This window comes from Streptomyces sp. NPDC001156 (assembly GCF_053598275.1).
Map to the genome: position 1 here is coordinate 1 of NZ_JBSFJX010000367.1, position 4,818 is coordinate 4,818.

A 4,818-nucleotide genomic window follows, 5' to 3' on the forward strand; every position below is an offset into this window, starting at 1 on the left:
GCGGCCGGCCCCATCGCTCTGTGCGTCGCCGTCGCCTCCACCCCGACCACGGTCCAAGCGGCTACCTGGGCCAAGCCGACCGCCGTGCGCACCACATCGGCCGCCGCCGACCCAGGCGGCTATGCGCAGTTGTTCCTCAGCGTCTGGTTGCGCAGCCGATGGCTCCGGACGTCGAGTTGCCCACCCCGGCCTTGGATGCGCAGTCGGCACCGGAGTCTGTGACGACGGTGTGCAGTGCGCAGCGCGGCGTCGGCGCGTGGGCGGTGACGGCGCAGTACGCCGACGGATGGGTGCGCTATTACACGGTGCCGGTGGCCGCCGACAGTGCGGGCTCCTCCTTCACAGTCACCGGTGCGCCCGGCGTGGTGGCCGGCCCGGCCCGTGCTGAGGTGCCGAAGCCGGTGTACGTCGTGACCGTCCCGGGGGGTCTCGGTTGGTGGTCGTGGATGGGGCCGGTCCCCATCGTCGCGTGGGTGCTGGCGATCTGGGCGGTGCGCCGACCGAAGATCCGGGGCCGGGCCCCGATGCAGGCCGCGTTGGGCTGGGTGCTGCTCGGCGGGCAGCCTCGCGGCGGGCGGATCGGCGGTCGGGCCGCCCGCGACCGAGCGCCCCGAGCCTTGTTCGGCAGCTTCAGCATTGAGGTCGCGCCCACGCCGGACCCCGCCGTGAAGGCCACGCCCTCCCGTGCGGCTCGGCTGTGTGCGCCTCGGACGCCGCTCGCAGGCCTGGTCGCTGCTCCCACGATGCCGGTGGCGCCGGTATCGGGTGTTCAGCAACTGCTCGCCTTCGCCCACCAGGGGGTGCGCGGTGAGGGTTGCGATCCGTCACATCGCCGGGCACCTGGTGTGGTCCACGCAGGGCAGCGTGTGGGCCCTCTACCGCCTTCACCCGGGGCCGGACGCACAGGGACAACGCGAGAAGAGCGTCCAGGGCACCCATGTGGCCGCCGCCGTTCGCGACGAACAGCTCGCCAAGATCACACATTTGGTGCGGTCGCTGTCCGGAGCTCCACGGTTGTTCGGCCTGTGCGCGCAGGTCGACCCGGGTGAGATCGCCCTGCGCATGATCGAGGGCATCGAGCCGGCCGAGCAGGTGCCGGGTGCGGGTCGGCACCCGTGGGTGGAGAACGTCGAGGCCACCTTGGATCTGCTGGACGACCAGGAGATGCACCGCCGCACCCTGTGGCTGGCCGTGCCCCTGCAGACCGAGACAGGCGGCCTGCGGGTGTCGGCGTCCCTCGGCGCGGCGTGGGCCGAGATCGCGCCGATGGTGGGCCTGCGACCGGTGCCCTCCAGGGTTCAACTGCATCCATGCATTCGTCGAAGATCCGAGTGTTCCGGTCGTGCTTGCTGCCGGTGCAGAAGGACGCACTGGCGGTCATCCGGTCATCTCTGGCGATGATGAAACATCCTCTGACCTGCTATTTTATTCTTGATCATTCTTTCGCTTGGTCCCCTCAAGTACAAGTGCCGACTTGAAATGAATCGGGCTGTCCGGCAGGCTGTGTGCATGACCGACGCACCCCGAGCACGCGCCCCGCTCGCCGAGCTGAGCGAGGTGCAGCGGCGCCGGCTCGACCAGGCACAAGATGCCATTGAGAAGGCCCTCAAGAGGGTCGAGGTCCGGCGTGAGGAGTTTGCCGACTTGGCCGCGCAGGTCGCTATTGGCCTGGGACGGGGCGGGGCGTCCGCCGTTGCCCGGCATTTCGGCTGGACCCCGCAGCACGCGTCCGCGCTCGTCGCCGCCTACAGGGCAAAGCAGGCCGCCGAGGAGGGGAACGTCGCATGAGTGCAGCCGCCGACTACGAGATGGGCGTTGACCCCGAGCGGGCCCTGAAGTACGCCGTTCAGCACATGCGTGGGGGCGACCGTGTCGAGATCATCGAAGGAGCCATCGAGCCCGTGTCACCTACCTGGGACCACGAGGCGGCAGCCGAGGCGATCCGCGACCAGATCAAGCCGCGGGTGCGGGAGCTGGACTGCGTCACCGGCTCGGGAAATCTGGACCTTCCTGGTTCGGCGAACTGGTACGTGCCCGACATCGCCGTGGTGCCACTCGACATCGCCAAGGGTGGCGGCGCCTTGCTGCCCGATCAGACGCTTCTCGTGGTCGAGGTGACGTCGGAGTCCAACGCGGACACGGACCGGGTCGTGAAGCGCCGTCGGTACGCCGAATACGGGGCGCCGCTCTATCTCCTGGTCGACCGGATGGAGCGCAGCGTCACCCTGTTCTCGGAGCCCGGCCGCCTCGGCTACACGAAAGCGGACGGACCGCACCCCTTCGGCACGAGGCTGCACCTGCCCGCTCCGTTCGGGATCGATTTGGACACGAGCAGCCTGTAGCCGCAATATCCGTACACCCAGGCGCGTCAGCCGGATCCCGCTGAGAGGCAGGCGCGCCGCGTCCACGCCCGTCAGGCTGCCGAGGGCGGGCGCCAGCCCTCTGTCCCTCAGAGGACTGCTCGTCACGACTCCGAAGGGCCTCATCGATTTCCGCCGCGCCATGAGTTCGCTCCCACCTTGGCATCCGACTAACCGGACCGCTGGCCGACGGCTCCCCCCGGCGCGCAGGCGCCTTTCATACAGAGGCCGGCGTACTGTGCGCACTCGGAGAGTTGATGAATTGACTGAGGGGCGGCCGTGCGGGGACGGCGTCGGCGGCATGGGGACTCCCCCGGTGGGGCCATAGTGGCCTTGACGGTGTCCGTGGCCGTGCTGCTCACGGCGGCCGCTGCAACGCTCTGGGTCAGCGTGCCGAACTTGGCGCTCGCGGCGCAGTGGGACGGGACCTCGGGGGTGATGTCCATTCGCTCGTGCAGCGAAGTGGGACCACCCAAAGAGCGACATCAACGATGTGCGGGGTCCTTTCGCTCCGATGACGGCAAAACGTTGGACCCGGATGCAGCGATCTCCGAGCCCCTGGCTCCAGGGACAGTGCTGGCGGTCCAGCGTGCACCGGACGGCACCTACGCCAGTGTGGGGATCGCGGCCTTCTTTGGCTGGCTCGCCGTGACCTTGCTCGGTGCTGCGCTGGGCGGCGCCGCAGTGCTGATCGGCATGGCGCCGACCCTCCGCGTACGCATACGCCCAGGCTGGGTGACGATCTTGGTGTTTCTGAGTGCAGCCCTCCTCTCCGCGTTGACCGGCGCGATCGCAGGATCCCTGGCCGGATAGAGTCACTGCCTGCTTGTGCCGGGAGTTTCAATGACCCCGTCAAGCGCCGCTGCCTGGGCCTGGAGCACCAGTTTGGAAGACCGCGTATGCGAGTGGGTTCTGACCTGGTGAGGCGCTGGCCTGTGCGTTCTCCGGACGTTCGCCGACGTTCCCAGCGGCCCCCCAGCAGTCGCCACCTGATCGGGCACAGATGGGGCACGGGCACACGTGTAAGGGCCGTTGGCCGGCGAAGTCAGTGGTCGCCTCGATACTTGCCGACGCTGTGCGGACCGCGAAGACGAGGGCGTTCGTCATCCTGGACGGCACCCTGCCGGCAGGCATCGGCTCGTGAGCTGCGGAACGAAGTTCCCCGCCCATCCAATCACCGGGTAGGCCGAGGCCGACCCCGGGCCCCCGCGCTGCCCCCGCATCCTCGCGACGACGTTAGTGTCTTGCTTCCAGCTTGCGATCAAGAAACGAACGCCTTGGATTGAAACCAGGCCTTCTATGGATATACGCGCCTGACCAAGGAGAACATCGGACCCTGCGCCCAAAGCGTTAAGGGGGATAGCCATGAGAACGAACATGATCCGCAACGACCGCATGGCCATCACCTACGACGTGATCAACGGCTGGACCGTTATCGAGGTCGATGGCGAGGTCGACGCCCACACCGCTCCTCTGATCTGCGAAGCAATGATCAAGCTTCTCCACGAAGGACACCGTCACTTCGTCCTCGACCTGTCCATCATCCCCTTCCTCGACTCGATGGGGCTGCGCATGGTCGTGGCGGTGACCAAGCGCATCCGCGGCTGTGAGGGCTCACTGCGGATCACGTGTACCTCCAGCCGAATAATCAGGGTCTTCGAGTTCACCGGCCTGGGAGAGGCCTTCGAGTTCTACGGTTCGCCAGAGGAGGCAACACGACGCGGCCCGCTGTCCAGCGGCCTGGCGAGCCGGCCACGCTCCTGAGACCCATGTGGCTCTGCCACCACGTGGATGTGGTCGACGCAGATCCCGGTAGTGGCCTGGCATCCCTGCCGGGCAGCACGTCCACCGGGCGTCGCTTCTCCAGATCCACCAGGATCGTGGCGTACGAGTCGCCCTTCCGCAGGGCGAAATCGTCGACACCGAGCACGCGGATCTGTCCGACGGGTTCTTCCGGCGCGGCGCGGACCAGACGTAACAGGGTGTCCTCGGCGACGCGCAGGCCCAGCACCCTGGCCAGACGGGCTCCCGCGCGGCCGGCCAGCGCGAGAGCGATCGATGTCAACTGCTCACGCACCAGTGGCGTGTAGCGGGCATGGGGGCTGGTCAGCCCCGCGATCTGCTCGGCGTCGTCCGTTAACGCGGACTCGGCGTAGGCGTCCCACAGTTCGGTCTCGGCGGTGATGTTGTGCGGTACGGGCACAGCGCGTTCCTACGGGACGCCGAGATGTGGGGGGAGTCCCCGCCCTCGGGGTGCCGTCGCTCGGGGAGCAGGCCGTGCCTTGATGGTCTGCAGCTCATGGTCGGGTCGACCAACTGGTCGGGCCGACCATGCCACCTTCACCGTTCCTAGTCAGTGAGCAGGAGTGGGTCTTGTACCCAATCCTGGTCAACTGGCGCATCCCGAACGGTGGTGGATGCACTGGTCTCCCGCGTTCGCGCCGCGTCCGGCGACACG

Annotated in this window: 5 protein-coding genes and 2 pseudogenes; 6 read left to right on the forward strand and 1 reads right to left on the reverse strand. The window is 67.9% G+C overall.

All coding sequences use genetic code 11. The features are described 5' to 3' along the window. Nucleotides 1-222, forward strand: a pseudogene (locus ACWDA7_RS50420) (hypothetical protein); the annotation flags it as partial. A 76-nt stretch (nt 223-298) separates the two neighbouring features. Here ACWDA7_RS50420 and ACWDA7_RS50425 read toward each other — a convergent pair. Beyond that, nucleotides 299-463 carry a hypothetical protein gene (locus ACWDA7_RS50425; RefSeq protein WP_450614626.1) on the reverse strand — a complete coding sequence of 55 codons (165 nt, stop codon included), beginning with the start codon at nt 461-463 and terminating at the stop codon, nt 299-301. A gap of 344 nt (nt 464-807) precedes the next feature. Here ACWDA7_RS50425 and ACWDA7_RS50430 point away from each other — a divergent pair. From ACWDA7_RS50430 to ACWDA7_RS50450, 5 genes and pseudogenes are all read left to right on the forward strand, one after another. Beyond that, a pseudogene (locus ACWDA7_RS50430) lies at nt 808-1,290 on the forward strand (ATP-binding protein); the annotation flags it as partial. A gap of 219 nt (nt 1,291-1,509) precedes the next feature. Next, on the forward strand, nt 1,510-1,788 hold the full coding sequence (locus tag ACWDA7_RS50435; RefSeq protein ID WP_359411270.1) for a hypothetical protein: 279 nt from the start codon (nt 1,510-1,512) through the stop codon (nt 1,786-1,788). After that, nucleotides 1,785-2,342, forward strand: coding sequence for a Uma2 family endonuclease (locus tag ACWDA7_RS50440; RefSeq protein ID WP_450614629.1), 558 nt, complete (start codon nt 1,785-1,787; stop codon nt 2,340-2,342). The genes ACWDA7_RS50435 and ACWDA7_RS50440 overlap by 4 nt, the downstream gene beginning before the upstream one ends. 363 nt (nt 2,343-2,705) lie before the next feature. Beyond that, nucleotides 2,706-3,173 carry a hypothetical protein gene (locus ACWDA7_RS50445; protein ID WP_450614631.1) on the forward strand — a complete coding sequence of 156 codons (468 nt, stop codon included), beginning with the start codon at nt 2,706-2,708 and terminating at the stop codon, nt 3,171-3,173. Nucleotides 3,174-3,725: 552 nt separating this feature from the next. Continuing rightward, complete coding sequence (locus tag ACWDA7_RS50450) at nt 3,726-4,124, forward strand: STAS domain-containing protein (protein WP_450614632.1); 399 nt, start codon at nt 3,726-3,728, stop codon at nt 4,122-4,124. Nucleotides 4,125-4,818 lie beyond the last annotated feature (694 nt).

What these genes read in the sequence shown, in the direction of transcription:
- ACWDA7_RS50425 (WP_450614626.1), bottom strand. Translation starts at nt 463, where the DNA reads ATGGGGACCGGCCCCATCCACGACCACCAACCGAGACCCCCCGGGACG.
- ACWDA7_RS50435 (WP_359411270.1), top strand. Translation starts at nt 1,510, where the DNA reads ATGACCGACGCACCCCGAGCACGCGCCCCGCTCGCCGAGCTGAGCGAG.
- ACWDA7_RS50440 (WP_450614629.1), top strand. Translation starts at nt 1,785, where the DNA reads ATGAGTGCAGCCGCCGACTACGAGATGGGCGTTGACCCCGAGCGGGCC.
- ACWDA7_RS50450 (WP_450614632.1), top strand. Translation starts at nt 3,726, where the DNA reads ATGAGAACGAACATGATCCGCAACGACCGCATGGCCATCACCTACGAC.